At 65.5% G+C, this 24328-nt stretch carries 19 protein-coding genes and 2 tRNA genes; 19 read left to right on the plus strand and 2 right to left on the minus strand.

Going from position 1 to position 24328, the window contains the following annotated elements:
* Nucleotides 1–13: 13 nt before the first annotated feature.
* Together ACNFBT_RS03625 and ACNFBT_RS03630 are read right to left on the minus strand one after the other, a co-directional pair.
* Entirely contained in the window at nt 14–2890 is a 2877-nt protein-coding gene (locus ACNFBT_RS03625; protein ID WP_416746508.1) for an EAL domain-containing protein, read from the minus strand.
* Nucleotides 2891–2999: 109 nt separating this feature from the next.
* Nucleotides 3000–3893, minus strand: coding sequence for a LysR family transcriptional regulator (locus ACNFBT_RS03630; RefSeq protein ID WP_152224669.1), 894 nt, complete (start codon nt 3891–3893; stop codon nt 3000–3002).
* Nucleotides 3894–4062: 169 nt separating this feature from the next.
* Between ACNFBT_RS03630 and leuC the strand changes: the two genes are divergently transcribed.
* The 19 genes from leuC (at nt 4063) to ACNFBT_RS03725 (ending at nt 24275) form a co-directional block, all read left to right on the plus strand.
* Nucleotides 4063–5490 carry a 3-isopropylmalate dehydratase large subunit gene (leuC, locus tag ACNFBT_RS03635; RefSeq protein ID WP_416746510.1) on the plus strand — a complete coding sequence of 476 codons (1428 nt, stop codon included), beginning with the start codon at nt 4063–4065 and terminating at the stop codon, nt 5488–5490.
* Between the two features lie 12 nt (nt 5491–5502).
* Nucleotides 5503–6147, plus strand: a complete 645-nt coding sequence (leuD, locus tag ACNFBT_RS03640) for a 3-isopropylmalate dehydratase small subunit (protein WP_416746512.1) — start codon at nt 5503–5505, stop codon at nt 6145–6147.
* A gap of 34 nt (nt 6148–6181) precedes the next feature.
* Nucleotides 6182–6946 (plus strand): class I SAM-dependent methyltransferase, encoded by a 765-nt coding sequence (locus tag ACNFBT_RS03645; protein WP_416746514.1) that lies wholly within the window; start codon nt 6182–6184, stop codon nt 6944–6946.
* A gap of 84 nt (nt 6947–7030) precedes the next feature.
* Complete coding sequence (gene leuB / locus ACNFBT_RS03650) at nt 7031–8113, plus strand: 3-isopropylmalate dehydrogenase (RefSeq protein WP_416746516.1); 1083 nt, start codon at nt 7031–7033, stop codon at nt 8111–8113.
* Between the two features lie 79 nt (nt 8114–8192).
* Nucleotides 8193–9305 (plus strand): aspartate-semialdehyde dehydrogenase, encoded by a 1113-nt coding sequence (gene asd / locus ACNFBT_RS03655; protein WP_275610911.1) that lies wholly within the window; start codon nt 8193–8195, stop codon nt 9303–9305.
* Between the two features lie 262 nt (nt 9306–9567).
* Nucleotides 9568–10761, plus strand: a complete 1194-nt coding sequence (locus tag ACNFBT_RS03660; RefSeq protein ID WP_416746518.1) for a FimV family protein — start codon at nt 9568–9570, stop codon at nt 10759–10761.
* A gap of 101 nt (nt 10762–10862) precedes the next feature.
* A complete protein-coding gene (locus ACNFBT_RS03665; protein WP_416746520.1) occupies nt 10863–11870 on the plus strand; it encodes an aspartate-semialdehyde dehydrogenase in 1008 nt (335 codons plus the stop codon).
* Between the two features lie 168 nt (nt 11871–12038).
* Nucleotides 12039–14942, plus strand: coding sequence for a FimV/HubP family polar landmark protein (locus tag ACNFBT_RS03670; protein WP_416746522.1), 2904 nt, complete (start codon nt 12039–12041; stop codon nt 14940–14942).
* 19 nt (nt 14943–14961) lie between these two features.
* The gene (gene truA, locus ACNFBT_RS03675) at nt 14962–15819 is read left to right on the plus strand and encodes a tRNA pseudouridine(38-40) synthase TruA (RefSeq protein ID WP_416746524.1); all 858 of its coding nucleotides are present in this window, start codon (nt 14962–14964) and stop codon (nt 15817–15819) included.
* Nucleotides 15820–15876: 57 nt separating this feature from the next.
* On the plus strand, nt 15877–16500 hold the full coding sequence (locus ACNFBT_RS03680) for a phosphoribosylanthranilate isomerase (protein ID WP_416746526.1): 624 nt from the start codon (nt 15877–15879) through the stop codon (nt 16498–16500).
* 245 nt (nt 16501–16745) lie between these two features.
* Complete coding sequence (accD, locus tag ACNFBT_RS03685; RefSeq protein WP_416746528.1) at nt 16746–17621, plus strand: acetyl-CoA carboxylase, carboxyltransferase subunit beta; 876 nt, start codon at nt 16746–16748, stop codon at nt 17619–17621.
* A complete protein-coding gene (gene folC / locus ACNFBT_RS03690; protein WP_416746530.1) occupies nt 17618–18898 on the plus strand; it encodes a bifunctional tetrahydrofolate synthase/dihydrofolate synthase in 1281 nt (426 codons plus the stop codon). The genes accD and folC overlap by 4 nt, the downstream gene beginning before the upstream one ends.
* 18 nt (nt 18899–18916) lie before the next feature.
* Nucleotides 18917–19588, plus strand: coding sequence for an SPOR domain-containing protein (locus tag ACNFBT_RS03695; protein WP_416746532.1), 672 nt, complete (start codon nt 18917–18919; stop codon nt 19586–19588).
* Between the two features lie 104 nt (nt 19589–19692).
* Complete coding sequence (locus tag ACNFBT_RS03700) at nt 19693–20235, plus strand: CvpA family protein (protein ID WP_207884323.1); 543 nt, start codon at nt 19693–19695, stop codon at nt 20233–20235.
* A 105-nt stretch (nt 20236–20340) separates the two neighbouring features.
* Entirely contained in the window at nt 20341–21846 is a 1506-nt protein-coding gene (gene purF / locus ACNFBT_RS03705) for an amidophosphoribosyltransferase (RefSeq protein WP_416746534.1), read from the plus strand.
* A gap of 25 nt (nt 21847–21871) precedes the next feature.
* Nucleotides 21872–23083 carry an O-succinylhomoserine sulfhydrylase gene (locus ACNFBT_RS03710; protein ID WP_416746536.1) on the plus strand — a complete coding sequence of 404 codons (1212 nt, stop codon included), beginning with the start codon at nt 21872–21874 and terminating at the stop codon, nt 23081–23083.
* Nucleotides 23080–23847, plus strand: a complete 768-nt coding sequence (locus ACNFBT_RS03715) for an SDR family oxidoreductase (protein WP_416746538.1) — start codon at nt 23080–23082, stop codon at nt 23845–23847. Before ACNFBT_RS03710 ends, ACNFBT_RS03715 begins: the two co-directional genes overlap by 4 nt.
* A gap of 259 nt (nt 23848–24106) precedes the next feature.
* A tRNA-Val gene (locus ACNFBT_RS03720) sits at nt 24107–24182 on the plus strand.
* Between the two features lie 16 nt (nt 24183–24198).
* Nucleotides 24199–24275 (plus strand) — tRNA-Asp (locus tag ACNFBT_RS03725).
* The last annotated feature ends 53 nt before the right edge of the window (nt 24276–24328 follow it).

A 24328-nucleotide genomic window follows, 5' to 3' on the forward strand; every position in this document is an offset into this window, starting at 1 on the left:
CGGGCGGTGCGCGTCAGGGCGCCCCGTGCATGTCCCGGCGCGGCAGCAGGTCGATGAAGGCCTGCAGCGGCACGGGCCGGCTGAACAGGTAGCCCTGGTACAGGTGGCAGCCCTGTTCTTCCAGCAAGGCAAGCTGCTCCGGGGTTTCCACGCCTTCGGCGATCAGCTCCAGGCCCAGGCTGTGCCCCATGGCGATGATGGCGCGGACGATCTCCGCGTCGTTGCTGTTACTGGGGGCGTCGCGGACGAAGCTCTGGTCGATCTTCAGGCTGTCCACCGGCAGGCGCTTGAGGTAGGTGAGTGAGGAGTAGCCGGTGCCGAAGTCGTCCATGGCGAAACGCACCCCGGCCTGGCGCAGGCGCTGCATCCGCGCGATGGTGTCCTCCAGTTGCTGGATCACGATCCCTTCGGTGATCTCCAGTTTCAGCAGACTGGCCGGCAGTCCGGCCTTGTGCAGGCTGTCGAGGACGCGCTCGACGAAGTCGTTCTGGCGGAACTGCCGCGGGCTGATGTTCACGCTGAGGCAGAAGTCATCGATGTCGATCCGTCCTTCGGCGAGCAGGCGCGCGCAGGTGCGGCAGGCCTCCTCGATGACCCAGCGGCCGACTTCGATGATCAGCCCGCTGTCTTCCAGTACGCGGATGAAGCTGGCCGGCGATTGTGGTCCCTGGGTCGGGTGGTCCCAGCGCAACAGCGCTTCGGCGCCGACGATGCGCGAGCCGCGGGAGTCGATCTGCGGCTGGTAGTGCAGGCTGAACTCGCGACGGGCGATGGCCATGCGCAGGCCGCTCTCCAGGCGCAGGCGCTCGCTGGCGGCTTTCTGCATGGAGGCGTGGAACAGCTGCACGGTATTGCGACCGGCGTCCTTGGCGCGGTACATGGCGATGTCGGCGCGCTTGAGCAGGTCCTCGGGCGTCGCGCCGTCGTCGGGTATCAGGGCGATGCCGATGCTCGGGGTGATCTGCAGGCGGTGCCCGTCCAGCAGCATGGGTTCGGCCAGCAGGTCGCGCAGTTTCTCCGCCAGTTGGCGCACCCGGCGCGCGGTTTCCAGGCGGCTGCCGTCGATACCGGTCAGCAGGATCACGAACTCGTCACCGCCCAGCCGCGCCACCGTGTCTTCCTGGCGCACGCTGGCTTCCAGGCGCGCGGTGACCATCTGCAGGATGGCATCGCCCACCGAGTGCCCCAGCGAGTCATTGATGTGCTTGAAGTGGTCCAGGTCGAGGAACAGCAGCGCGCCGCGCAGGTCGTGCCGCTGCAGCAGGGCGATCTGCTGCTTGAGGCGGTCCATCAGCAGGGCGCGGTTGGGCAGGTCGGTCAGGGCGTCGTGGTAGGCCAGGTGCTGGATGCGCGCTTCCGCCTCGCGCAGCTCGCTGGTGTCGCGGGCGGTCAGCAGCAGGCAGGCGGTGCCGCCCAGGTCGATCTGCTCAACCGAGACGTCCACCGTCTTGACCGTGCCGTCGCGGTGGCGGCCGAGCATTTCCAGGTGGTGTACGAAGCCGTCGCGTTTCAGCGCGGCAAGCATGTCCTGGCGTTCGTTGGGGTCGGCCCAGATGTTGATGCCCATCGCGGTCTGGCCGATCACCTCGTCCGGCCGATACCCGGTCAGGCGATGGAAGCCTTCGTTGACCTCGATGTAGCGGCCGCTGTCGCGCTCGGTGATGGTGATGGCGTCGGGGCTGGAGTGGAACGCCTTGTAGAATTTCTCCTGGCTGGCCTTGAGCTCCGCCTCCGCCTGCAGGCGCCCGGTGACGTCGCGGAAGGTTGAGAGGATGCACAGTTGGCGGTCGACCCAGATCAGCCGGCTGGCGACCATGCAGGTGATGGGTTTGCCCTCGCGGGTGAGGAACTGCACCTCGATGTTCTGGAGCGAATGGTCGCGCATCAGTTGCTCGAACAGTCGCTCGCGCAGTTGGTTGTCCGCCCAGAAGGCGATCAGGTGCGACGATTGGCCGATGATCTCCTCGGCGCGCCAGCCAAAGGTACTGCAGAAGCTCGGATTGATTTCGATGAACTCGCCGTCGCGCACCCGCGACACGCAGATCGGGTCGGGGCTGCCCTGGAACAGGCTGGCGAACTTTTCCTCGGAGGCTTCCAGGTTGCGTTCGCGCACCACCTGCTCGGTGATGTCGAGCAAGGTGCCGGCCATGCGCAGCGGCTTGCCTTCGGTGTTCCGGTAGAGCCGGGCGCGGCTCTCCAGGTAGCGCACTTCGCCGGATTGCAGCTGGGCGCGGTAGGTGAACTGGTAGTCGTTGTCCGGACCCTTGGCCAGGCGCGCGTAGGCCTGGCGCATGCGCCGGCGATCGGCTTCGTCGACGCAGGCGAAGAATTCGCCGAAGGGGCCGTGGAAGTCCCGCGCCGGCAGTTCGTGGAGCACGGCGGCGCGGGTGGAGCCGTAGATCATCCCGGAGGGGATGTGCCAGTCCCAGATGCCCAGCTGTGCGGAGTCCAGCGCCAGGTCGAGGCGCTCCTGGCTGTCGCGCAGGGCCTGTTCCTGGGCGCGCAGGCGGGTGACGTCGCGGATGGTCAGGACCAGGCAGTTGCGGCCCTGCAGTTCGATCTGGCAGCCGTAGACACGGGCGCTGCGCGCTTCGCCTGCGCGGGTGAGCAGGGTGACTTCGAAGCCGTCGATGCGTTGCTCGGCGTCGAAGGTGTCGAGCATCCGCTGGCGTTCATCCAGGCTGCGCCAGATGCCCAGCTGCAGCGAGGTCCGGCCGATGGCTTCGTCGCGGCTCCAGCCGAAGCGTTCGGTGAAGCTGGCGTTGATCTCGCGGAAACACCCGCTGTCCCGGTCGGTGATGACCATGGCGTCGGGGCCGGTATGAAAAGCCTTGGCGAACTGATCCTGGCTTTCGGATTCAGGCAGGGAGGATGAGGAGTGTCGGGTCATGCATCGCTCCTCGGCAAGAAACCGAGACCGCTCACAAGGCGGTTGCGAAATGGCGTGCGGACGGGCATTCGGGCCCCTTGTTCTTCTAGTTCTGCCAGAACAATAGAGGTTAGGCCGCGACAGGCGCAAGCCCCGCCGCCTGGGCGTCGAGCAGGCGCATGAAGGCGCGCGCGGCGTTGGACAGCGTGCGTTCGGTATGCAGGATGTAGCCCAGCTGACGGCTGAGCTGGATGTCCTGCAGCGGCAGGCGCACGACGCTGTCGTCGAGCATGGTGCGCGGCAGCACGCTCCAGGCCAGGCCGATGGAGACCATCATCTTGATGGTCTCCATATAGTTGGTGCTCATGCCGATGTTCGGCGTCAGACCCTCGGCCTCGAACATGCGCCGCACGATGTGGTGGGTGAAGGTATTGCCGCCGGGGAACACCGCAGGGTGCCGCGCCACGTCGGCGAGGAATACCGGGCCTTGCACCGACAGTGGGTGCTCGGGGGCGGCGACGAAGTCCAGCGGGTCGTCCCACACCGGCACGGCGCGCACGGGTTCTGCGGTTTCCGGGGCGAGGGTGATCACGGCCAGCTCGGCCCGGCCATGGAGAATCTCTTCATAGGCCACTTCCGAATCGCAGAACTGGATGTCCAGCGCGACCTGCGGGTGGGCCTTGGTGAAGGCGCGCAGCAGCGGCGGCAGGCGGTGCAGGCCGATGTGGTGGCTGGTCGCCAGGACCAGCCGGCCGCTGACTTCGCCATTGAGATTGGTCAGGGCGCGGCGGGTGTCGTCCAGCACGCTGAGGATCTGGTAGGCGCGCGGCAGCAGGGCGCGGCCGGACTCGGTCAGGGTCACTTCGCGACCGACGCGGTCGAACAGGCGCACGCCCAGTTGGCTCTCCAGGGCGGCGATGCGTTTGCTCACCGCCGGCTGGGTCAGGTGCAGGCGCTCGCCGGCTTCGGAGAAGCTGCCGGACTCGGCGATGGCGAGGAAGGTGTTGAGGCTGGTCAGGTCCATGTCGACTCCCTGTTAGGGCTGGAAACGGCGCCCGACTCTTATAACGCACCTGTATTCCTTCTGGGAATCCTTTGGATAAAAAATATGAATTTGAGTTATTCGGCTCCTTTCCATAGCATCATCCCCACAAGCCCAAGGGGCATAGAAAGACGCTGATGAGGATTCTCTGATGGCCGGCAAGACGCTGTACGACAAGCTCTGGGAAATGCACGAGGTGAAGCGCCGTGACGATGGTTCGTCGCTCATCTATATCGATCGCCACATCCTTCACGAAGTGACCTCGCCGCAGGCCTTCGAAGGCCTGCGCCTGGCCGGCCGCAAGCCGTGGCGCATCGACGCGAACATCGCGACCCCGGACCACAACGTGCCGACCACCCAGGCCGAGCGCAAGGGCGGCATCGATGCCATCGCCGACGAAGTGTCGCGTATCCAGGTCCAGACCCTGGACGAGAACTGCGATGACTTCGGTATCCTCGAATTCAAGATGAACGACATCCGCCAGGGCATCGTCCACGTGGTCGGCCCGGAGCAGGGCGCCACCCTGCCGGGCATGACCGTGGTCTGCGGCGACTCGCACACTTCGACCCACGGCGCCTTCGGTGCGCTGGCCCACGGCATCGGCACCTCCGAGGTGGAGCACGTGCTGGCCACCCAGTGCCTGGTCGCCAAGAAGATGAAGAACATGCAGGTCCGCGTGGAAGGCAAACTGCCCTTCGGCGTGACTGCCAAGGACATCGTCCTCGCGGTGATCGGCAAGATCGGCACCGCGGGCGGCAACGGCCATGCCCTGGAGTTCGCCGGCAGCGCCATCCGCGACCTGTCCATGGAAGGCCGCATGACCATCTGCAACATGTCCATCGAAGCGGGCGCCCGCGTCGGCATGGTGGCGTGCGACGAGAAAACCATCGCATACGTGAAGGGCCGTCCGTTCGCGCCGCAGGGCGGCGACTGGAACAAGGCCGTGGAAGCCTGGAGCGACCTGGTTTCCGACGCCGACGCGCACTTCGACACCATCGTCGAGCTGCGTGCCGAGGACATCAAGCCGCAGGTCAGCTGGGGCACTTCCCCGGAAATGGTCCTGGCCGTCGACCAGAACGTGCCGGACCCGGCCGTGGAAGCCGACCCGGTCAAGCGCGACTCCATCGTCCGCGCGCTCAAGTACATGGGCCTGAACGCCAACCAGGCGATCACCGATATCCAGCTGGACCGCGTGTTCATCGGTTCCTGCACCAACTCGCGCATCGAAGACCTGCGCGCCGCTGCCGCCGTGGCCAAGGGCCGCAAGGTCGCCGCCACTGTCAAGCAGGCGCTGGTGGTGCCGGGCTCGGGCCTGGTGAAAGCCCAGGCTGAACGGGAAGGCCTGGACAAGATCTTCATCGAAGCCGGCTTCGAATGGCGTGAACCGGGCTGCTCCATGTGCCTGGCGATGAACCCGGACCGCCTGGAGAGCGGCGAGCATTGCGCTTCCACCTCCAACCGCAACTTCGAAGGCCGCCAGGGTGCCGGTGGTCGTACCCACCTGGTGAGCCCGGCGATGGCTGCCGCGGCTGCCGTGACCGGTCGTTTCATCGACGTACGTGAATTGATGCAGGCCTGAGGAGACCTATAAATGAAAGCCTTTACTCAGCACACCGGTCTCGTCGCGCCGCTCGACCGTGCCAACGTCGACACCGACCAGATCATCCCCAAGCAATTCCTCAAGTCGATCAAGCGCACCGGCTTCGGCCCGAACCTGTTCGACGAGTGGCGCTACCACGACGTGGGGCAGCCGAACCAGGACAACTCCAAGCGTCCGGTGAACAAGGACTTCGTGCTGAACTTCCCGCGCTACGAGGGCGCCAGCGTGCTGTTGGCCCGCGAGAACTTCGGTTGCGGCTCCTCCCGCGAGCACGCGCCGTGGGCGCTGGACGAGTACGGCTTCCGTGCCGTGATCGCTCCGAGCTTCGCCGACATCTTCTTCAACAACAGTTTCAAGAACGGCCTGCTGCCGATCATCCTGAAAGATGAAGAGATGGACGAACTGTTCGCCCAGTGCGAAGCCGCCGAGGGTTACCAGCTGACCGTCGACCTCGCCGCGCAGACCGTGACCCGTCCGGACGGCAAGCAGTACAGCTTCGAAGTGGATGCCTTCCGTAAGCACTGCCTGCTCAACGGCCTGGACGACATCGGCCTGACCCTGCAGGACGCCGACGCCATCCGCAGTTTCGAAACCGGTTACAAGCAACAGCAACCCTGGTTGTTCCGCGACGCCTGATGGCGTCGCAGCACCGCAAGTCAAGGAGACAGTCATGACCGAGAGTCGCCACGAGCAAGTGGTCCAGCGCCAGTTCGGCGCCCAGGCCAACGCTTACCTGACCAGCGCCGTACACGCCCAGGGTGAGGAATTCGCCCAGCTGCGCGAGCGACTGTCGGCGACCACCGGGGCGCGTGTACTGGACCTGGGTTGCGGGGCAGGGCACGTGAGCTTCAACGTCGCGCCGCTGGCTGGCGAAGTGGTGGCCTACGATCTGTCGCAGCAGATGCTCGACGTGGTGGCTGCGGCCGCCGCCGAGCGCGGGCTGGGCAATATCTCCACCCGCTGCGGGGCCGCCGAGCAGCTGCCGTTCAAGGATGGTGAGTTCGACTTCGTCTTCAGCCGCTATTCGGCGCACCACTGGCGCGATGTCGGCCAGGCGCTGCGGGAAGTGCGCCGGGTGCTCAAGCCGGAGGGCGTGGCCTGCTTCATCGATGTGGTGGCGCCGGGCTTGCCTCTGCTGGACACCCATCTGCAGACTGTCGAGGTCCTGCGCGACACCAGCCACGTGCGCGATTACTCCCCGTCGGAGTGGGCGCGTCTGGTCGGCGAGGCGGGCCTTGCAGTGACCGCCGCCAAGCGCCAGCGTCTGCGCCTGGAATTCACCTCCTGGGTCGAGCGCATGCGTACGCCCGAGGTGATGCGCCAGGCCATTCGCGCCCTGCAGCTTTCGGTGGGCGATGAGGTGCGCGAGTATTTCGAAATCGACGCCGAGGGCTCCTTCAGTACCGACGTGCTGGTGCTCTGGGCGCAGCGCTGAAGATTTTTTGAGCGCTCCGGGTAGTGCGAGCCACCCGGGGCGATACGTTATTTGCCAAGCGTCTTTAGATAAGAGAGCAAAGAGATGAGCAAACAGATTCTGGTTCTGCCCGGCGACGGTATCGGCCCGGAGATCATGGCCGAAGCGATCAAGGTCCTGGAGCTGGCCAGCGACAAGTTCCAGCTGGGCTTCGAACTGACCCAGGACGACCTGGGCGGCGCCGCCATCGACAAGTACGGCGTGCCGCTGGCCGACGAGACCCTGGAGCGCGCGCGCAACTCCGACGCCATCCTGCTGGGCGCCGTGGGCGGTCCGAAGTGGGACAAGATCGAGCGTGACATCCGCCCCGAACGCGGCCTGCTCAAGCTCCGATCGCAACTGGGCCTGTTCGGCAACCTGCGCCCGGCCATCCTCTATCCGCAACTGGCTGGCGCCTCCAGCCTGAAGCCGGAAGTGGTCGCCGGCCTGGACATCCTCATCGTCCGCGAACTGACTGGCGGCATCTATTTCGGCTCGCCGCGCGAGCAGCGCGTGCTGGAGAACGGCGAGCGCCAGGCGTACGACACCCTGCCGTACAGCGAAAGCGAAATCCGCCGCATCGCCCGTGTCGGCTTCGACATGGCCCGAGTACGCGGCAAGAAGCTGTGCTCGGTGGACAAGGCCAACGTCCTGGCCTCCAGCCAGCTGTGGCGCGAAGTGGTCGAGGAAGTCGCCAAGGACTACCCGGACGTCGAGCTGTCGCACATGTACGTCGACAACGCCGCCATGCAACTGGTCCGCGCGCCCAAGCAGTTCGACGTGATGGTCACCGACAACATGTTCGGCGACATCCTGTCGGATGAGGCTTCCATGCTCACCGGCTCCATCGGCATGCTGCCTTCTGCGTCGCTGGATTCGAACAACAAGGGCATGTACGAGCCGTGCCACGGTTCCGCGCCGGATATCGCAGGCAAAGGCATCGCCAACCCCCTGGCGACCATCCTCTCGGTCTCGATGATGCTGCGTTACACCTTCAACGAGGGCGCCGCTGCCGACGCCATCGAGAAGGCTGTGAGCCTGGTGCTGGACCAGGGCCTGCGCACCGGTGACATCTGGTCCGAAGGCTGCACCAAAGTCGGTACCCGTGAAATGGGTGATGCGGTAGTCGCGGCCCTGCGGAATCTGTAATCTCTCCGGCTCGCTCGCTCCCGGCCCCTTGTAGGAAATGGGAGCGACGGCCCTCTAAATATTTGAAGGTGTAGTAGCGATGAAGCGTGTAGGTCTGATCGGTTGGCGTGGCATGGTCGGTTCGGTGCTCATGCAGCGGATGCTGGAAGAGAGGGACTTCGACCTGATCGAGCCGGTGTTCTTCACCACCTCCAACGTGGGTGGCGAAGGTCCGTCCATTGGCAAGGACATTGCCCCCCTGAAAGACGCCTACAGCATCGAGGAACTGAAAACCCTCGACGTCATCCTGACCTGCCAGGGCGGCGACTACACCAACGAAGTCTTCCCCAAGCTGCGCGAAGCGGGCTGGCAGGGCTACTGGATCGACGCCGCCTCCAGCCTGCGCATGCAGGATGACGCGGTGATCGTCCTCGATCCGGTGAACCGCAAGGTCATCGACCAGTCGCTGGACGCCGGCACCAAGAACTACATCGGCGGCAACTGCACCGTCAGCCTGATGCTGATGGCCCTGGGCGGCCTGTTCGAAGCCGGTCTGGTCGAGTGGATGAGCGCCATGACCTACCAGGCGGCCTCCGGTGCCGGCGCGCAGAACATGCGCGAGCTGATCAAGCAGATGGGCGCCATCAACGCCTCCGTCGCCGATGACCTGGCCAACCCGTCCAGCGCCATCCTCGACATCGATCGCAAGGTCGCTGAGGCCATCCGCAGCGATGCCATGCCGACCGAGAACTTTGGCGTGCCGCTGGCCGGCAGCCTGATCCCGTGGATCGACAAGGAGCTGCCCAACGGCCAGAGCCGCGAAGAGTGGAAAGGCCAGGCGGAGACCAACAAGATCCTCGGCCGCTTCAAGAGCCCGATCCCGGTGGACGGCATCTGCGTGCGCATCGGTGCCATGCGCTGCCACAGTCAGGCGCTGACCATCAAGCTGAACAAGGATGTGCCGATGGCCGACATCGAAGGCCTGATCAGCCAGCACAACCCCTGGGTCAAGCTGGTTCCCAACCAGCGCGACATCAGCATGCGCGAACTGACTCCGGCGGCCGTCACCGGCACCCTGAGCGTTCCGGTTGGCCGTCTGCGCAAGCTCAACATGGGCTCGCAGTACCTGGGCGCCTTCACCGTCGGTGACCAGCTGCTGTGGGGCGCCGCCGAGCCGCTGCGCCGCATGCTGCGCATCCTGCTCGAGCGTTGATCCGCTCCTGAGCGATACCCACGACGCCGGCCTTGTGCCGGCGTCGTGCTTTCTGCAGCAAGTGATCTTGCGCACAAAAATGCTCGAAGTCCGGGGTGCTGGCGGGGTTCTCCCTTGATTTTGCAGTGTTCTGTGACGGACCCGGAAAAGCAGTGAAGAACCACTCGCTATCCTCGCAGCCCAGGTTTCGGCGCGCCCTTTCGTGCCGGCCAATCGGATACTTGCTGCGGGGGAGAGGATGTCTCGGTTTCACGGATTCTTGTTGGCGGCGGCCATCGCCTCGGCCTTCCTGCCTGGTGCCGCCAGTGCGCTGGAGCTGGGGGAGATTTCATCGCGCGCGGTCCTTGGGCAGACCCTGACGGCGAACATTGAGCTGCGCGGCGTGGGCGACCTGAGTGCGGAGGAGGTGGTAGTCAGCCTCGCCTCCCAGCAGGACTTCGACCGCCTGGGCGTCGACCGCGGCCAACTGGTGACCGGTCTGCGCTTCAGTTCGGATATCGGCAAGAACGGTCGCGGTGTCATCCATGTCACTTCGCAGCGCCCGATCCAGGAGCCCTACGTCAACTTCGTGCTGCAGGTGGTGTGGCCGCAGGGGCGCCTGGTGCGTGAATTCACGCTGCTGCTCGATCCGCCGAGCTATGTCGCTACGCCAGTGATCCCGCCGGCGGTCATTGCGCCTCGCCCGGCTGCCGCACCTGCCCGCCAGGCTGCGCCAGCGCCGGCGCTGGCACCGTCAGTTGCAGCGGCGCCGTCGGACAGCTATCGCATCCAGCGCAACGATGCCCTGTGGGAAATCGCCTCGCGCAATCGCCCCTCGTCCAGCGTGTCGGTGATGCAGACCATGCTGGCGATCCAGCAGATGAACCCGGATGCGTTCGTCGATGGCAACGCCAATCGGCTGAAGGTGGGGCAGGTGCTGCGCCTGCCCGATGAGCAACAGGTGCGGGCGCAGAGCCATGCGCAGGCCGTGGCGCGGATCGGAGCGCAGAACGGTGAGTGGCAGGCGCGCCGCCAGGTCGCGCCGCCGCAAGGTCGGCAGCTGGACGCGACGAAACGGACAGAAGCGGGAGCGGCGCCGGTCAGTGCCGAGGCTCGCGATAACCTGCGCCTGGTTTCGGGTCGCTCCGCCAATCAGAAGGACAAGGCCGACGCCGAGCAGCTCGCCGTGCTGCAGGAAGGGCTCGACAGCGCCCGCCGTGAAGGCGATGAAATGCGCAGCCGGATCGCCGACCTGCAGAGCCAGATGGAGAAGCTGAACAAGCTGGTCGAACTGAAGGATGCGCAGATCGCCGGGCTGATTGCCCGGCTGGCGGAACAGGACCGGGCGGCCAAGCCGGCCGACGCTTCCGTGGTGGGCACTCAGCCGGCGACGGCGGGTGCTGCGGCGGTTTCGGCCCCGGCCCAGGGTGAGCCGGTCATCGCTGCCCAGGCGTTGGACAGCGCCGCGCATCCGTAACCCGTCCTGCCGCGATAGGTGGCGAGGCCCTCGATTGCCTCGCCGTTGGGGGGCAAGTAAAGTGCAGCGCAGTTTACTTCCCTGATATCGCGAGACACTGGATGCCTGAAACCATCGACATCGCCGTAGTAGGCGCCACCGGACTTGTGGGCGAGGCACTGGTCGAGCTGCTGGAAGAGCGGGACTTTCCCGTAGGCACCCTTTATCTGCTGGCCACGGGCGAATCCGCCGGCAAATCGGTGGCGTTCCGCGGGCGCAACCTGCGCGTCGGCAAGCTGTCCGACTTCGACTTCGCCAAGGTCCGCCTGGCCTTCCTTTCCACCACCGCCGATGCCGCCCATGAATGCTCCACCCAGGCGCTGGCGGCCGGTTGCAGTGTGATCGATCTGAGCGGTGCGGCACTGGCCGAGGAGCCCCTGGTTGTATTGCCGGCGGCTAACGGCGAGGTGCTGGAGCAGGCTGGCCTGCCGCTGCGGATTGCGGCGCCCTGTGCGCCGGCGGCGGAAATTGCCGAAGTGCTCGCCGCGCTGCGAGAAGTGCTGGAAGTCAGCCAGTTGAGTGTCACCGCCTGCCTTTCCGCCTCTGTGCTGGGGCGCGAGGGGGTTCAGGAGCTGGCGCGGCAAACCGCCGAACTGCTCAATGCACGCCCGCTGGAGCCCAGGCTGGTTGATCGGCAATACGCCTTCAACATGCTTGCCCAGGTCGGCGCGGTGGATGAACAGGGGCATTCGGCCCTGGAGCGACGCATGGTCGCGGAGCTGTCCGCGCTGTTCCCGGCGCTGGAGGGCGCGCTGGATATCACCTGTGCCATGGCGCCGGTGTTCTTCGGCGATGCGCTGATGCTGTCGATCACCGCTGTCGCGCCGGTTTCGCTGGATGCGGTGCTGGCTGCCCTGGATGACGCACCCGGCATCGAGCGGGTCGAAGACGATTACCCGACCGTCATCGGTGATGCACAGGGGCAGGATAGTGTTTATGTCGGTCGCCTACGCCTGGGTCTGACAAATCCGCGCAAACTGAATTTGTGGATTGCGTCAGATAATGTGCGAAAAGGCGCAGCCCTGAATGCTGTGAACTTGGGCGAATTGTTGATAAAACACTATCTGTAAAAGATACTTACCGAATATTTGAAGAAGTATTCTAGCTTGGCAATACTGGCTGGGATTGACGCTGGCAGGGGGAAGTCCAGCCGTGAAAACGGCGGGCATCGTGGGCGGCGACAACCTAATAGACTTCGTTCTAATCCAGAAAAAGCTATTAAAACAAGGGATTAAATTATGATCCGGCTTCGTAAACTGGTGCAGGCAATCGCGGCAGCTTCGGCATTGACCACGGGCATGGCGCATGCACTGGGGTTGGGAGACATCCACCTGCGTTCGGCTCTGAACCAGCCGCTGGATGCCGAGATCGACCTGGTCGAAGTTCGTGATCTTGCCCAGGGTGAGGTAATCCCCAAGCTGGCGTCGCCGGAAGACTTCAACAAGGCGGGTGTCGACCGCCAGTACTTCCTCACCGGTCTCAAGTTCACCCCGATCATCAAGCCGAACGGCAAGAGCGTCATTCGGGTGACCTCGGATCGCCCGGTCCAGGAGCCCTACCTGAACTTCCTGGTCGAGGTGGTCTGGCCCAGTGGTCGTGTGCTGCGCGAATACACCGTGCTGCTCGATCCGCCGCTGTATTCCCCACAGGTCGCCGCTGCCGCCGCGCCGCGCGCGCCCATGGCGGCGCCTGCGCCGATCGCCCGTCAGCCCGCCCCGGTCGCGCCGCGCCCGGCTGCCGCGCCGTCCCCGCGTCCCGCAGCGGCTGCCGCACCGTCTTCGCGCCGCCTGGAAGGCAACGAATACCGTACCGGTCGCAATGACACCCTGTGGGAAATCGCAGCGCGTGCGCGCCCGAATAGCAGCGTTTCGGTCCAGCAGACCATGCTGGCGATCCAGGACCTCAATCCCGATGCCTTTCTCGGCGGCAACATCAACCGCCTGAAGAGTGGCCAGGTGCTGCGCCTGCCGGATGCGGAACAGATCAAATCCCGCACCCAGCCCGATGCCGCTACTGAAGTTACTCAGCAGTACACCGCCTGGCGCGAAGGGCGCAGCCTGCCTGCCGGTGGTGCTCGCCAACTGGATGCCACGCAGCGTGCCAATGCTGGCGCCGCGCCGTCGCAAGCCGAGGAAAAGGACAATCTGCGCCTTGTTTCCGGCGAGAACGGCAAGGCCAAGGGTGGTGACAAGGGCAGCAAGGACGGCAAAGCCATTGCCGACAAGCTGGCCGTTACCCAGGAAAGCCTGGATACCACTCGCCGCGAAAATGAAGAACTGCAGAGTCGCATGGGCGATCTGAAAAGCCAGATGGACAAGCTGCAGAAACTCATCGAGCTGAAGGATGCCCAACTGGCGAAGCTGCAGAGCCAGCTCGGCAATGCGCCGCAAGGCGCAGCCCAGGCGCCGGCGGCGGATGCTTCCGCTGTCGCTCCTGCTGCTCCCGCTCCCGCTCCTGCTGCGCCTCAGCCCGCAGCACCCGAACAATCTGCCGCTCCGGCTCAACCCGCTCAGCCGGCCGCGCCTGCCGCCTCCGCTCAGTCGAGCGAGCCGGCGGCGCCCGTCGCGCCCACAGCGCCCGAGGCCAATGCTCCTGCGGCTCCGGCTGCGCAGCCCGCTCCGGCACCCGAGGCGGCCAAGCCGGCTGAAGTGAAACCGGCACCCGTCCCGGCTTCCGCTCCTGTCGAGCCTGTCTCGGAGAGCTTCGTCGATGAAGTCCTGGCCAATCCTGTCTGGCTGGGGGCTATCGGCGGTAGCGCCGTGCTGGCGCTGCTGGTGCTGTTGATGGTGATTTCGCGCCGCCGGGCCGCCAAGGAGCGCGAGCAGCTGGATGCCGCGTCCGAGGCGGACGAGCATGACCTGGGTGGTGATCTCGACCTGGGTGACGGCGATCTGGATTCCCTCGACGTTCCGCAGGCTGCCGAAGTGGCCGCTCCGGCGGCGTCGGCGCCCGAGCGTGTTGCGGCACAGACCAGCGATGCCCTGAGCGAGGCGGACATCTACATTGCCTACGGCCGCTTCAATCAGGCTGCCGAACTCCTGCAGGGCGCCATCTACGACGAGCCGCAGCGCTCCGACCTGCGCCTCAAGCTGATGGAGGTGTATGCCGAGATCGGTGATCGTGAAGGCTTCGCCCGTCAGGAGAACGAATTGCGCGAAATGGGTGGTGCCGACGCCCAGGTCGAGCAGCTGAAGTCCCGTTATCCGGGCATGGTTGCGCTGGCTGCCGTGGGTGCGGCGGGTGTCGCCGTCGTGGCGGCTGCCGACGAGCTCGGCAGCTTCAGCCTGGATGATCTGCACCTGGATTCGCCCGCCCAGCCGGAACCCGTCGCCGAATCGGCTCCCTTGGTCGGTGATTTCGATGATGCCTTCGACCTGGCGCTGGATGACCTCGAGCTGGAAGACGACAAGCCTGCGGCGCCGGTCGAGAGCAAGAGCGACGACCTGTCGCCGAGCACCTTCGACCTGGACGACGACCTGGCATTCGATGCGCCTGCCGCCGAGCCGGCCAAGGCGGATGACGACTTCGCCTTCGACCTCGACCTGAACGAGGAGCCGGCTGCCAAGCCTGCGGATGCATCGCTGTCCGATGACCTGGCAGACTTTGCTCTCGACCTGGAAAAAGAGGATGCTCCTGCCTCCGTGGAAGAGAACTTCCTGCTGGGCCTGGACGATGACATGGCGTCGCTGTCCGGTGTCAGTGCGGAAGAGTTCTCCCTCGACAAGGATCATGGCGTGACGCAGTCCCTGGCCGACCTGCCGGATGACTTCGATCTCTCCCTGCCGGGCGAGGAGCCCGAACCGGTCAAGGCTGACGACAGCTTCTCCGCCCAGCTCGACGAGGTGAGCGCAGAGCTGGATCGCCTGGCGGGCGACGTCGACGAGCCCAAGGCGCCGGTAGCCGCGCCCGAGGCGAGCTTCGCGATGGATGATCTCGACGCGCCTGGCGAGAGTGCAGAGGACGATGACGAGTTCGACTTCCTCTCCGGTGCCGATGAGGCCGCTACCAAGCTCGACCTGGCGCGTGCCTACATCGACATGGGCGACACCGAAGGTGCCCGCGACATCCTCGACGAAGTGCTCGCCGAGGGTAACGACAATCAGCAGCAGGAAGCGCGTGAACTGCTCGGGCGTATCGCCTGAGCCGGAAGGCTCTAGATAGATGAGTGAAGCAATACCCCAAGCGGCAGCCGAAGTGGCTGCCGCTGGCGTTTCCAGGATTGCCCTGGGCGTCGAATACAAAGGTGCCCGCTATCGCGGCTGGCAACGCCAGGAAGACGGCGTGCCGTCGGTACAGGCGGCGTTGGAGAAGGCCCTGTCGAAAGTGGCCGATGAGCCCGTGTCGGTCATCTGCGCGGGTCGCACCGATGCCGCCGTGCACGCCAGCGGACAGGTCGTGCATTTCGATACCGCTGTCGAGCGCCCGCTGAAGGCCTGGATCATGGGCAGCAATGCCAACCTGCCGGCCGACATCAGCGTGACCTGGGCGAAAGTGATGCCGGCGCATTTCCATGCGCGCTTCACCGCCATGGCGCGGCGCTACCGCTACGTGATCTACAACGACCAGATTCGCCCGGCGCACCAGTCCGAGGAAGTCACTTGGAACCACCGTCCGCTGGACGTCGCGCGCATGCGTGAAGCGGCTCGCGCCCTGGTCGGCACCCATGACTTCACCTCGTTCCGCGCCGTGCAGTGCCAGGCCAAGTCGCCGGTGAAGACCGTGCATCACCTGGAGGTGATCGAGCACGGTCGCTTCATCGTGCTGGATATTCGCGCCAACGCCTTCCTGCACCACATGGTGCGCAACTTCGCAGGTGTACTGATGACCATCGGCGCCGGCGAGCGCCCGGTGGAGTGGGCGGGGGAAGTACTGGCGGCGCGCGATCGCCGTGCTGGCGGCGTCACCGCGCACCCGTACGGGTTGTACCTGGTGCGTGTGGAGTACCCGGAGGAGTTCGAGTTGCCCGAGCGCTATCTGGGGCCACATTTCCTTTCAAGTTTGCCCGATATCCTTGGCTGACGATGCCAGGGGCATTTGCTACCATCGATCGATCACTTGCCTGAAGGTTGCTGCATCTTGTCCGCCGTTCGCATCAAAATCTGCGGTATTACCCGAGTCGAGGATGCCCTGGCCGCCGCCGAGGCGGGCGCCGACGCGGTCGGGCTGGTGTTCTACGCCAAGAGCCCGCGCGCGGTCAGCATCCAGCAGGCGCGGACGATCATCGCCGCGCTGCCGCCCTTCGTCAGCACGGTCGGCCTGTTCGTCGACGCCAGCCGCTGCGAGTTGGGGGAAATCCTCGATGCGGTGCCGCTGGACATCCTGCAGTTCCACGGTGACGAGACACCTGAAGCCTGCTCCGGCTGGCATCGGCCGTACCTGAAGGCGCTGCGGGTCAAGCCGGGCGACGACGTGGCGGCGCAGATCGCCAAGTACCCGCAGGCCAGCGGATTCCTGCTGGACACCTACGTCGATGGCGTCCCCGGCGGAACCGGCCAGGTGTTCGACTGGTCACTGGTACCGAAGGGCGTGAAGCGGCCACTGATCCTGGCTGGCGGCCTGACGCCGGAGAACGTGGCTGCTGCCATCGCCCAGGTGCGCCCGTACGCCGTGGATGTCAGCGGCGGGGTAGAGGCCAGCAAGGGCATCAAGGACGCGCAGAAGATCCGTGACTTCATCGCCCAGTGCCGGTCGGTGGCGTGACGCGGAATCTTCATGTGACGACGTGCGGGCTGCCGCCGTCCACTACCCAATCGCTGCCTGGCAGCGCTGGGAGTCGTCAGTGTTCAATGCTGGCGCTCCGCATCGAGTGGTGTATTCGTGGCGACGCCCCTGGCGGCGCCTTTGATTGCGAGGGGTTCCGGCCTTGAGGTCGGAACCGCGACGATGAATTTGCTCAGAGGCAGGCGCAGCCCATCGCGCCGTGCCCCTGCACTGGAGACGAGAGCATGAGCAACTGGCTGGTAGACAAGCTGATCCCTTCCATCATGCGTTCCGAGGCGAAGAAGAGCTCGGTTCCGGAAGGCCTGTGGCACAAGTGCCCGTCCTGCGAAGCGGTGCTGTACCGTCCCGAGCTGGAAAAGACCCTGGACGTCTGCCCGAAGTGCGATCACCACATGCGCATTGGCGCCCGCGCCCGTCTGGATATCTTCCTCGATGAAGAGGGTCGCGCTGAGCTGGGCGCCGAGCTGGAACCGTTGGATCGCCTGAAGTTCCGCGACAGCAAGAAGTACAAGGACCGCCTGACCGCCGCGCAGAAAGACACCGGCGAGAAGGATGCGCTGATCTCCATGAGTGGCAAGCTGATGGGCATGCCGGTGGTGGCCAGTGCCTTCGAGTTCTCCTTCATGGGCGGCTCCATGGGTTCCATCGTCGGCGAGCGCTTCGTCCGTGCCGCCAACTACGCCCTGGAGCATCGCTGCCCGATGATCTGCTTCTCCGCCTCGGGCGGTGCGCGCATGCAGGAAGCGCTGATATCCCTGATGCAGATGGCCAAGACCTCCGCCGCGCTGGCCCGCCTGCGCGAAGAAGGTATTCCGTTCGTTTCCGTGCTGACCGATCCGGTCTACGGCGGCGTATCCGCGAGCCTTGCGATGCTTGGCGACGTGATCGTCGGCGAACCGCGCGCCCTGATCGGCTTCGCCGGCCCGCGCGTGATCGAGCAGACCGTGCGCGAGAAGCTGCCCGAAGGCTTCCAGCGCAGCGAGTTCCTGCTGGAGCACGGCGCCATCGACATGATCATCCATCGTTCCGAAATGCGCGAGCGGCTTGCCAAGCTGCTGGCCAAGTTCACCCACACTCCAAGTGCCGCGCTCGCAGGATGACCCAACGTACCCTTGCCGACTGGCTCAGCTATCTCGAACGACTCCACCCCACTGCGATCGACATGGGGCTGGACCGCTCCCGTGAGGTGGCTGGCCGGCTTGGGCTGGGGCGTCCCGCGCCCCGCGTGGTGACCGTCACCGGCACCAACGGCAAGGGCTCCACCTGCGCCTTCCTCGCCGCGATGCTCGGCGAGCAGGGCCTGCGCGTCGGCGTGTACAGCTCGCCGCACCTGCTGCGCTACAACGAACGCGTGCTCATCGCGGGCGTCGAAGCCAGCGATGAGGCGCTCTGCGAGGCCTTCGCCGCCGTCGAGGCGGCGCGCGGTGAAATTTCCCTGACCTACTTCGAAATGGGCACCCTCGCGGCCTTCTGGCTATTCGAGCGCGCGGGCCTGGACGCCGTGGTGCTGGAAGTCGGCCTGGGTGGCCGCCTGGATGCGGTGAACCTGGTCGACTCCGATGTCGCCGTGGTCACCAGTATCGGCATCGATCATGCCGACTGGCTGGGCGACACCCGCGAAAGCGTGGCCTTCGAAAAGGCCGGTATCTTCCGTGCCGGCAAGCTGGCCGTGTGCGGTGACCTGGAGCCTCCGGCGCCTTTGCTGGAGCAGGCACGCAGCCTGGGTTCGCCGCTGCTGCTGCGCGGTCGTGATTTCGACCTGGCGCTGGGCGAGGGCGACTGGCACTGGCGCGGTCGTAATGCCGCCGGGGAAGCCCTGACCCTGCATAACCTGCCGCAACTCGATCTGCCGATGGAGAACGCCGCGCTGGCCTTGCAGGTGTATGCCCTGTTGGACTTGCCGTGGCAGCCCGAGCAACTGGCCGCCGCCCTGCAGCGCACCCGGGTAACCGGGCGCCTGGATCGTCGCAGCGTGCAATGGCGCGGTGAAGAGCGCCATCTGCTGCTGGATGTCGGGCACAATCCGCATGCCGCGCAGTACCTGGCCGGCCGTCTGCGTTCTGCGCCGCCCAAAGGTGTACGCCGTGCCGTTTTCGGCCTGCTGGCGGACAAGGATCTGGACGGCGTACTGGAACCGCTGCTCGGCTTGGTGCAGGATTGGGCCGTCGCGCCGCTGCCCACCGGTCGCAGTCGGCCGGCGGAAGAGCTGGAAGCTGCGCTGCGTGCCCGTGGCGCGAGCGTCAGTCGTCACGCGGACATCGCCGCGGCGCTCGAAGCGCAGTGCAATGCGGCTTCGGCGGACGACGAGATTCTGGTGTTCGGTTCGTTCTACAGCGTGGCGGATGCCCTGGAGTGGCTCGTCAGGGCTGCTCGATAAGGAAAAGGGGAGTGATCCATGGCCTTGCTCGATAAGGGGCTCAAGCAGAGGGTTGTCGGCGCGCTGGTGTTGTTGGCGCTGGCCATCATCTTCCTGCCGATGCTGTTTACCCGCGAGGACGAGATGCGTCAGGTCGTGGTCGAGGCGCCGGTAATGCCCAAGCCGCCGGCCATGCCGAGCGTCGAGGTGCAGCCCACCGAGGTGCCGGAACCGCAGGCGGAAGAAGCCGAGGCGATTCCGCAGGCGGAAGCAGCCCCTGCGCCAACTGCTCCCGCGCCTGCCGCGCCGATTGCCAGTCTTCCCGCGCAGACGGCTCCGGTCGCACCAGCGCCCAAGCCTGCCGCTCCCGCTCCGCAGCCTGCGCAGACCCAGGTCAGCGCCGCGCCCAAGGCGCCAGCAGTGGCCCCGGCTCCCGCTCCGGCTCCTGCCCAGCGCCTGGACGCCAGCAATCTGCCGGTCAGTTGGTCGGTGCAACTGGCCAGCCTGTCCAACCGCTCCCGCGCCGACGAGTTGCAGAAGCAGCTGCGCAGCCAGGGCTACAACGCTTATGTGCGCAGCTTCGACGGGATGAACCGGGTGTTCGTCGGCCCCGTGGTGGAACGCGCCGAAGCCGATCGCCTGCGCGACCAGCTGGGCAAGCAGCAGAAGCTCAACGGCTTCGTGGTGCGCTTCCAGCCTGAGCGTGGCTGAGGCGGTTCGTTAGCTCCACTCAATCGGCCCCATGTCAAACTGGGGCTCCGCTAAATCGAAGGGCTCTGCTAAAATGCGGGGCCTTTCCGTTTCTGGGCCGCAACGTGGCATTTACCTGGGTCGATTGGACGATGATCGGCATCATCGTCATTTCCAGCCTGATCAGCTTGAGCCGTGGTTTCGTCAAGGAAGCCCTGTCGCTGGTCACCTGGATCGTAGCCGGTGCGGTCGCCTGGATGTTCGGCGGCGCGCTGGCCGAGCATCTCGCACCCTACATCCAGCTGCCCTCCGGGCGCGTCATCGCCGCGTGCGCCATTCTTTTCGTCGTCACGCTGCTGCTGGGCGCACTCGTCAATTTTCTCATCAGCGAGCTGGTGCGCGTGACCGGCATGTCCGGCACCGACCGCGTGCTCGGCATGGTGTTCGGTGGCGCCCGTGGCGTGCTGCTGGTGGTGCTGCTGGTCGGGCTGCTGAGCCTGGCGCCGGTGCAGCAGGATCCGTGGTGGCAGCAATCGGTGCTGCTGCCGCACTTCCTGATCGTCGCCGATTGGTCGAAGAACACCATTCTGACTTTTGCCGGGCATTGGATGTCCGGCGTTACCATCGCTCCGCCGTCCGGAGCGGGTACTTTGCTGCCGGCCCAGTGAGGGGCGGGTGGAGGCGACGGGAAGCCGTCGCCGTAACGGCAGGTCCGGTGGATACTGCCGAGTAACGGATTGTTTTAGCCTGAAACCAACTAGGGGTTGCGTCGCATGTGTGGCATCGTCGGTATCGTGGGCAAGTCGAACGTCAATCAGGCGCTCTATGACGCGCTCACCGTTCTCCAGCATCGTGGCCAGGACGCTGCGGGGATCGTCACCTGTCAGGATGACCGCCTGTACCTGCGCAAGGACAACGGCCTGGTCCGTGACGTCTTCCAGCAGCGCCACATGCAGCGCCTGGTCGGCAAGATCGGCATCGGCCATGTGCGCTACCCCACCGCGGGCAGCTCCAGCTCGGCCGAAGCGCAGCCGTTCTACGTGAACTCGCCCTACGGCATCACCCTGGCGCACAACGGCAACCTGACCAACGTCGAGCAGCTGGCCAAGGAAATCTACGAATCCGACCTGCGCCACGTGAACACCAACTCCGACTCGGAAGTGCTGCTCAACGTGTTCGCCCATGAGCTGGCGGTGCGCAACAAGCTGCAGCCCACCGAGGAAGACGTCTTCGCCGCCGTGGCCGGCGTGCACGCCCGCTGCGTCGGCGGCTACGCCGTGGTGGCGATGATCACCGGCTATGGCATCGTCGGCTTCCGCGATCCGCACGCGATCCGCCCGATCGTCTTCGGCCAGCGCCACACCGAGAACGGCGTGGAATACATGATCGCCTCGGAAAGCGTGGCCTTGGACGTCCTCGGCTTCACCCTGATTCGCGACCTGGCGCCGGGCGAAGCGGTGTACATCACCGAAGACGGCAAGCTCCATACCCGTCAGTGCGCGGCCAACCCGCTGTATGCCCCGTGCATCTTCGAGCACGTCTACCTGGCGCGTCCGGACTCCATCATGGACGGCGTCTCGGTCTACAAGGCGCGCCTGCGCATGGGGGAGAAGCTGGCCGACAAGATCCTGCGCGAGCGCCCGGATCACGACATCGACGTGGTCATCCCGATTCCGGACACCAGCCGCACCGCCGCACTGGAGTTGGCCAACCGCCTGGGCGTGAAGTTCCGCGAAGGCTTCGTGAAGAACCGCTACATCGGCCGTACCTTCATCATGCCCGGCCAGGCCGCGCGCAAGAAGTCGGTACGCCAGAAGCTCAACGCCATCGAGCTGGAATTCCGCGGCAAGAATGTGATGCTGGTGGACGACTCCATCGTCCGCGGCACCACCAGCAAGCAGATTATCCAGATGGCCCGCGAGGCCGGCGCGAAGAACGTGTATTTCTGCTCCGCCGCGCCGGCCGTGCGTTATCCCAATGTCTACGGCATCGACATGCCGAGCGCCCATGAACTGATCGCCCACGATCGCAGCACCGAGCAGGTGTGCGAGTTGCTCGGCGCCGACTGGCTGGTCTATCAGGACCTGCCGGACCTGATCGATGCGGTTGGCGGCGGCAAGGTCAAGATCGAGCACTTTGACTGCGCGGTGTTTGACGGCGAATACGTCACCGGCGACGTCAACGAGGCCTATCTGAACAGGATCGAGCAGGCGCGCAACGACGCGACCAAGAGCAAGGCCAACGCGGTCAGCGCCATCATCGATCTGTACAACGACTGATTCAAACGATTAGGGAGAGCAGGGCATGGCTCAGGAATGGGAAGCCGGCCGGCTGGACAGCGACCTGGAGGGTGTCGGCTTCGACACTCTCGCGGTGCGGGCCGGCCAGCGTCGCACCCCGGAGGCGGAGCACGGCGAAGGCCTGTTCACCACCTCCAGCTACGTGTTCCGCAGCGCCGCCGATGCGGCCGCGCGTTTCGCCGGTGAAGTGCCGGGCAACGTCTACTCGCGCTATACCAACCCCACGGTACGCACCTTCGAGGAGCGCATCGCCGCGCTGGAAGGCGCCGAGCAGGCGGTGGCTACTTCCACCGGCATGTCGGCCATCCTTTCCCTGGTGATGAGCCTGTGCAGCGCCGGTGACCACGTGCTGGTCTCGCGCAGCGTGTTCGGCTCGACCATCAGCCTGTTCGAAAAGTACTTCAAGCGCTTCGGTATCGAAGTGGACTACCCGCCGCTGAGCGATCTTGCGGCCTGGGAAGCGGCCTGCAAGCCGAACACCAAGCTGTTCTTCGTCGAATCGCCGTCCAACCCGCTGGCCGAGCTGGTGGATATCGCCGCTCTGGCCGATATCGCCCACGCCAAGGGCGCGCTGCTGGCGGTGGACAACTGCTTCTGCACCCCGGCGCTGCAGCAGCCGCTGAAACTGGGCGCGGACGTGGTGATCCATTCGGCGACCAAGTACATCGACGGCCAGGGTCGCACCATGGGCGGCGTGGTCGCCGGTCGCCGCGCGCAGATGGAGCCCGTCGTCGGCTTCCTGCGTACCGCCGGTCCGACCTTGAGTCCGTTCAATGCCTGGATCTTCATCAAGGGCCTGGAAACCCTGCGTGTGCGCATGCAGGCTCACAGCGCCTCGGCCCAGCAGGTCGCCGAGTGGCTGGAGCAGCAGCCGGGCGTGGAGCGCGTGTACTACGCGGGCCTGCCCAGCCATCCGCAGCACGAACTGGCCAAGCGTCAGCAGAAAGGCTTCGGCGCTGTGGTGAGCTTCGAGGTGAAGGGTGACAAGGCCGCGGCCTGGCGCTGCATCGACGCCACCCGGATGATCTCCATCACCACCAACCTGGGCGACACCAAGACCACCATCGCCCACCCGGCGACCACCTCCCACGGTCGTCTGTCGCCGCAGGAGCGCGCGAACGCTGGCATCCGTGACAACCTGATCCGCGTTGCCGTGGGCCTGGAGGATGTCGCTGACATCACGGCCGACCTGGCGCGGGGCCTGGCTGCCCTGTGAGCGCGACGGAACTCTTCGGCAATGGCCGCGTCGCCCTGGTAACGGGTGCGGCGCGCGGCATCGGCCTGGGCGTCAGCGCCTGGCTGATCGCCGAAGGCTGGCAAGTGGTGCTGGCGGACATTGACCGCGAGCGCGGACCGAAGATCGCTCAGGCCTTGGGCGAGCGCGCCGGCTTCGTGGCGCTGGACGTGGCCAGCGAGGCGCAGGTGGCGGCGGCGGTCGCCGAGGTAATCGGCCAGTACGGCCGACTCGATGCGCTGGTGAGTAATGCCGCCATCGCCCGACCGCACAACACACCCCTGGAAGGCCTGGGTCTGAACGAGTGGAACCGCGCCCTGGCGGTGAATCTCACCGGCCCGATGCTGCTGGCCAAGCACTGTGCGCCGTACCTGCGCGCGCACAGCGGCAGCATCGTCAACATTGCGTCGACCCGCGCGCACCAGTCTGAGCCGAACTCCGAAGCCTACGCGGCGAGCAAGGGCGGCCTGCTGTCGCTGACCCACGCCCTGGCCAGCAGCCTCGGGCCGGAGATTCGCGTCAATGCGATTTCCCCCGGTTGGATCGACGCCCGCGACCTGCGCGAGCGCGAGGCCGAGCCGCTGACCGAGCTGGACCATGACCAGCACCTGGTCGGCCGCGTTGGTACGGTGGAAGACATCGCCTCGGCGGTGTCCTGGCTGATCGGTGACAGTGCCGGCTTCGTCACCGGCCAGGAGTTGGTGATCGACGGCGGCATGACGCGCAAGATGATCTACCTCGACTGAGTGTCGGGTGTGGAAGAAGAGGGCGGCCCGAGGGTCGCCCTTTTTCGTTTCCGGAGGTCGGTTGCCGGGCTGTTCGCGAGCAAGCTCGCTCCCACAAGAGCAGGCATCGACCTGTAGGAGCGAGCTAGCTCACGAACCCCGGCTGACACCGGGGCGCGGATCGGCGTACCCATCTTTTTTCGGAAAAATGAAAAAAAGTTCAATCAGGGCATTGACTTAGGAAATGCCGACTGTAGAATGCGCCCCACTTCGAGACGAAGGGTGATTAGCTCAGCTGGGAGAGCATCTGCCTTACAAGCAGAGGGTCGGCGGTTCGATCCCGTCATCACCCACCACTCTCGCAAGTTACGCGCAGCGGTAGTTCAGTCGGTTAGAATACCGGCCTGTCACGCCGGGGGTCGCGGGTTCGAGTCCCGTCCGCTGCGCCATTTCCCCCCTCCTTGGTTCCTACCCCGAACCAGCTTGTCGAGTGATTCACTCC

Source organism: Pseudomonas sp. NY15181 (genome assembly GCF_048068055.1).
Classification (GTDB): domain Bacteria; phylum Pseudomonadota; class Gammaproteobacteria; order Pseudomonadales; family Pseudomonadaceae; genus Pseudomonas.

What these genes read in the sequence shown, in the direction of transcription:
- ACNFBT_RS03625 (WP_416746508.1), bottom strand. Translation starts at nt 2,890, where the DNA reads ATGACCCGACACTCCTCATCCTCCCTGCCTGAATCCGAAAGCCAGGAT.
- ACNFBT_RS03630 (WP_152224669.1), bottom strand. Translation starts at nt 3,893, where the DNA reads ATGGACCTGACCAGCCTCAACACCTTCCTCGCCATCGCCGAGTCCGGC.
- leuC (WP_416746510.1), top strand. Translation starts at nt 4,063, where the DNA reads ATGGCCGGCAAGACGCTGTACGACAAGCTCTGGGAAATGCACGAGGTG.
- leuD (WP_416746512.1), top strand. Translation starts at nt 5,503, where the DNA reads ATGAAAGCCTTTACTCAGCACACCGGTCTCGTCGCGCCGCTCGACCGT.
- ACNFBT_RS03645 (WP_416746514.1), top strand. Translation starts at nt 6,182, where the DNA reads ATGACCGAGAGTCGCCACGAGCAAGTGGTCCAGCGCCAGTTCGGCGCC.
- leuB (WP_416746516.1), top strand. Translation starts at nt 7,031, where the DNA reads ATGAGCAAACAGATTCTGGTTCTGCCCGGCGACGGTATCGGCCCGGAG.
- asd (WP_275610911.1), top strand. Translation starts at nt 8,193, where the DNA reads ATGAAGCGTGTAGGTCTGATCGGTTGGCGTGGCATGGTCGGTTCGGTG.
- ACNFBT_RS03665 (WP_416746520.1), top strand. Translation starts at nt 10,863, where the DNA reads ATGCCTGAAACCATCGACATCGCCGTAGTAGGCGCCACCGGACTTGTG.
- ACNFBT_RS03670 (WP_416746522.1), top strand. Translation starts at nt 12,039, where the DNA reads ATGATCCGGCTTCGTAAACTGGTGCAGGCAATCGCGGCAGCTTCGGCA.
- truA (WP_416746524.1), top strand. Translation starts at nt 14,962, where the DNA reads ATGAGTGAAGCAATACCCCAAGCGGCAGCCGAAGTGGCTGCCGCTGGC.
- accD (WP_416746528.1), top strand. Translation starts at nt 16,746, where the DNA reads ATGAGCAACTGGCTGGTAGACAAGCTGATCCCTTCCATCATGCGTTCC.
- folC (WP_416746530.1), top strand. Translation starts at nt 17,618, where the DNA reads ATGACCCAACGTACCCTTGCCGACTGGCTCAGCTATCTCGAACGACTC.
- ACNFBT_RS03695 (WP_416746532.1), top strand. Translation starts at nt 18,917, where the DNA reads ATGGCCTTGCTCGATAAGGGGCTCAAGCAGAGGGTTGTCGGCGCGCTG.
- purF (WP_416746534.1), top strand. Translation starts at nt 20,341, where the DNA reads ATGTGTGGCATCGTCGGTATCGTGGGCAAGTCGAACGTCAATCAGGCG.
- ACNFBT_RS03710 (WP_416746536.1), top strand. Translation starts at nt 21,872, where the DNA reads ATGGCTCAGGAATGGGAAGCCGGCCGGCTGGACAGCGACCTGGAGGGT.